Raw genomic sequence first — 4,004 nt, 5'->3', positions numbered from 1 at the left:
CTCGAGAGCAGCAGCGCCGTCGCCTGCTCGCGGCTCATTGCCGCGGTTTGCGCAATATTGCCGCTGCCTCGCGAGACTTTCAGGTCGACAAGACCGGGGATCGGATCCGCGTCGATCCCAACGTCAACCACCCGAACTTTTGCCCCCGCCTGCGCCGCAAGGACGCAAACGCCGGTGTTTTGCCGGGTCATGTTTCTCGCCTGAATCGCGGTAATTGCCTGGGGCGAGATAGCCACGCCCTCGTGCCAGACGCCGTGATCGGCGCACATCACCACGATGGCTTTTTCTGCCAGCCGCAGCCGGCCTTTCAGCCCCGGCATGCCGGCAAGCTGCACCGCCAGCGCCTCCAGGCGGCCGAGGCTGCCGGGCGGTTTTAATAAACCATCAAGATGCTGCTGCGCCTGGGCCATCGCCGCCCGATCCGGCTGCGGAATGTCGGCAATGAGGGCCGAAAGTGTGTCCATGATGTTCCTCGTAGCGCTTAAAGGGAGCGGACCGGCGCCCGTATTCTCTGCGTTCGGGCCAGCAGTCGGCGTTATACGGCGGTTCGCCATACGGAAGAAAGGAGTCGTTCAGAGGGGATGCCGGGGATAACTCCCGGCGACGAGAACCGCCGCCGGGCAGGGTCGAGGAGATTACTCTTCGACCTTCTCTTCGACCTTCGCTTCGCCGATAACTTTCAGCTTTTTGGAGATGTCGCGGCGCTCTTTAGAGAGTTCAGCATTTTTGATGATGTAATCATCAACGCGATCTTCGTAATCGCTCTTCATGCTGGCAATGATGCCCTGGATAGCTTCAACGCTCATGCCCGGTTTGATGTAGTCGCTAAGGTTGTCCAGCAGCAGTACGCGCTTTTGGTTATCGCGGATCTTTTTCTCAACGTCCTGAATTTCACGCTGCAGCTTGTTCTTACGACGATACAGACGAACAAACTCCAGTACGTCCTGGAAAGAAGGCTTAGTTGTTTCCATTTTTATACCCCTAATATTTGAGATTCGGATTCGCTAAAGCGACTGCAATATAGGGCTAACATAACTGTTAGCAGCCGCTGATGACAATGTTTTTTCCTTTAGGGTTATCATACCCCTAAATGCTGCTGAATCGAAGCAACCTGTGGGTCGATGCCGCGTATCTGGTTTTTATTTACGCAACGCCCGACAGATCAAATTCGACAGCAGCTCAAGCTGGCGCGCCATCTCTATGGTTAGCCAGACGTAGCCGTGTATCGGCGTTTCCGAGAGATTTTCGCCCGGATGCTCTCTGATAAGCTGGCGTAGTTCGGCGATGATCTCATTGAGCTTTTCAGCGTTAGCGCGGATCGGCTGCGGGTTGCCTTCATAGAGGGCGTGGGCGATGGTCAGCAGCGTTTGCTGGGTCATTTGCTGAGTTTCGCGCAGCGTACGGGAGTTTAGCATCACAAAGTGCCCCGGCCGCGACACCCAGTAAGCATTCACCTGCAGCTCAAGCATACAGACCAGGTTACGGCTGACGGTCTGAATCGCCTCGAAAATGGCCTTCTGGATATGGGTCTCTTTGCTTGCCGGCGTAATCAGTCCGCGCATTTTTACCACGTCGTTGAGGACTTTTTGCAGGTGTTTTTCCAGCCGCGGGCGCTCGACCAGGTTTGGTGAGATCCCGGCCTGATACAGGCGATTCAGGGCGGTGACGTAATTTGCCATCTGGATACGCCAGTGCAGAAACGCCCGCTGCGGCCAGATGCCGGTAAACAGCATCGCCAGCAGGGAGCCGAAGATAACGTCGCCGCTTCGCCACAGCGCGGTGTTCATATCCCCCGGCGGCGCCCCTACCACCACCGCCAGCGTGATGCCGATCAGCAGCGCCTGGTAGGGCTTTTTCCCTAAGGCCAGCCAGCCGCAGAGGAACATCGCCGCCGCGCACCACAGCACCATCACGGGCAGGGAGATAAGCTCCAGCTTGAGCGCCACCAGCCCAAGCGCTGAGCCGAGGATGGTGCCGCCGATACGCTGAAACGCGCGCGGCACCACGTTGCCCCAGAACGATATCGGCCCCATCACCACCACCAGCGTAATCAGCGGCCAGGTGCCTTCAGGTATGTTCAGCAGCCGTACCAGTAAAAAAGTGAGAACGAAAGCCAGCGCGATACGTATGCCATGCACGATTCGGTAATGGCGATACAGGCGAATTTCGAAAGGCTTAAGTGATTTATCAGCGCGCACAACCCTCTCCACTAAGAAGAAAAGGCCGATTGTAGCTGCTTTTTCACCGCAAGCATCACGCTAATGTAAGAAACCTTGTTTATTTCGTGGGTAAGCGCCTACCTGCCGATGTGCTCAACGGGCACGTACATTTCGATATCCCAGTGGCCGTCGCGATTGCCGTCATTAAGATAGAGCTCAAAACAGGGTTTTGCCGCCAGCTGGTACTCTTTGCTTTGCAGCAGGTTCTCAAAGAACTGCAGCCAGGGCGTGGAGAAATCATGATTCAGCACCCGCGCGCGGGCAATGGCGTACTCTCCGCCGGCGATCCCGGTGAGGATCGTCCCTTCGCTATTGGCAGGAATGACGAAGTCGTCGTCTACCGTCACCACGGTGTCGCAGCGCAGCTTTTCTGCCGGAACCCGATCCGGGTTATCGTAATAGACGGCGATCCACTCCCGGGCCGGGATCTGGCGGGTGTTGACCCATACCGCCAGCTGCTCAAAACCCTGCTTAACGGTCTGCTCCCAGGGCCCCACCATATGAAAACCGGCGATTTTACGCGCGCCGACGGACTTAACGCTGTAGTTCATATTGCCTCCGCGATTGATAGAAACACTGTATAAATATACATGCAATGTAGCAGGCAGCCAAAAAACAGTATGTGCGCGGATTCACAGAGTCGCCATTGGCCGGCGTTGAAAAAATGATTCAGGAAGCCGGCACGCAGAACGGTTACTTCAACCGCGCCTCAATGCCACCTCTGGATAAATTGTTTTCGCCGCGCTGATTATTGATAATCGTTATGTAAATAAAAACATAACGAGTGGAAATATCGATGCAAGGAAAAATGAAGTTTACGCTGGCCGCCGTGCTGGCACTGCAGTTTACTCATGCGGCGATGGCGCAGGATATTCGCGTCACCTACGCCGGCTCAATGGGTAAGGTGATGGATCAGGGGCTAGGTCCGGCGTTTGCCAAAGCGCAAAACGGCGATTATCAGGGGCAAGGCCAGGGCGCCTACGGCATGGCGCGCCTGCTGGCCAGCCACAAGCTGACCGCCGACGTTTTCGTCTCCATTACCCCGGGGCCGATGCAAATCCTCAAAGACGCCGGGCTGATCGATGAGGCGATACCGGTCGCCAGCACCAGCATGGTGGTCGCGTACAGCCCCAAAGGAAAATATGCCGCGCAGTTTGCCGCGGCGAATAAAAACCAGGACGCTTCGTGGCTGAAGCTGCTGGCGCAGAAAGACATCAGCTTTGGCCGCACCGATCCGTACGTCGATCCTAAGGGTCAGAATATCGTCTTCACCCTGCTGCTGGCCGAGAAGTATTACCACCAGCCGGGCATCAGCAACAAAATCCTCGGCGAACTGCAAAACCCGGCGCAGACCCATCAGGAGGGCGGCCTGCTGAGCCGTCTGGAGAGCGGCCAGGTTGACGCCGCGGCGGGCTACGAGAGCGAAGTACTTTCCGCCCACCTGCCCTACGTCGCCCTGCCCGATGAGATTAACCTCAGCAACCCGGCGATGGCGAAGCAGTGGTACGACACCGTCAGCTTCACCATTAAGGACAGCGCCGGTAAAGACCAGACGCTGCACACCCAGCCGCTGGTGTTCTACGCCGCGGTGCTGAAAAATGCGCCGAACGGCGTGGAACAGGGAGAGAAATTCGTCCAGTTCATGCAAAGCGCGCAGGGACAGCAGCTGTTTAAACAGTACGGCTACGCCGCGGCAAAAGGGGAACACCTATACGCCAGGTACAAGGCGCCGGACGCACTGCCGGCGGGCTCGCGCTGCCGGCGCTGCTGCTGCTCAGGGTCCCC

Annotated in this window: 4 protein-coding genes and 1 pseudogene; 1 reads left to right on the top strand and 4 read right to left on the bottom strand. The window is 57.1% G+C overall.

The annotated features are described in order from the left end of the window. From PFH44_RS25445 to sbmC, 4 genes are all read right to left on the bottom strand, one after another. On the bottom strand, window positions 1-464 hold a 464-nt coding region (locus PFH44_RS25445; RefSeq protein ID WP_283826550.1), incomplete at its 3' end, for a nicotinate-nucleotide--dimethylbenzimidazole phosphoribosyltransferase. 171 nt (window positions 465-635) lie between these two features. Next, the gene (locus tag PFH44_RS25440) at window positions 636-971 is read right to left on the bottom strand and encodes a DUF496 family protein (RefSeq protein ID WP_045859480.1); all 336 of its coding nucleotides are present in this window, start codon (window positions 969-971) and stop codon (window positions 636-638) included. A gap of 168 nt (window positions 972-1,139) precedes the next feature. Beyond that, the gene (locus tag PFH44_RS25435) at window positions 1,140-2,198 is read right to left on the bottom strand and encodes an FUSC family protein (protein WP_283826548.1); all 1,059 of its coding nucleotides are present in this window, start codon (window positions 2,196-2,198) and stop codon (window positions 1,140-1,142) included. Window positions 2,199-2,296: 98 nt separating this feature from the next. Continuing rightward, window positions 2,297-2,770, bottom strand: coding sequence for a DNA gyrase inhibitor SbmC (sbmC, locus tag PFH44_RS25430; RefSeq protein WP_283826546.1), 474 nt, complete (start codon window positions 2,768-2,770; stop codon window positions 2,297-2,299). 257 nt (window positions 2,771-3,027) lie between these two features. On the opposite strand from sbmC, the pseudogene PFH44_RS25425 reads away from it, so the two are divergent. Continuing rightward, window positions 3,028-3,939, top strand: a pseudogene (locus tag PFH44_RS25425) (extracellular solute-binding protein); the annotation flags it as partial. Between the last annotated feature and the right edge of the window lie 65 nt (window positions 3,940-4,004).

Origin of the sequence: Klebsiella sp. Ech2A, from assembly GCF_030078455.1 — a bacterium.
In the GTDB taxonomy this organism is placed as follows: Bacteria; Pseudomonadota; Gammaproteobacteria; order Enterobacterales; family Enterobacteriaceae; genus Klebsiella; species Klebsiella terrigena.
This window is presented reverse-complemented; position numbering and strand designations above follow the sequence as displayed.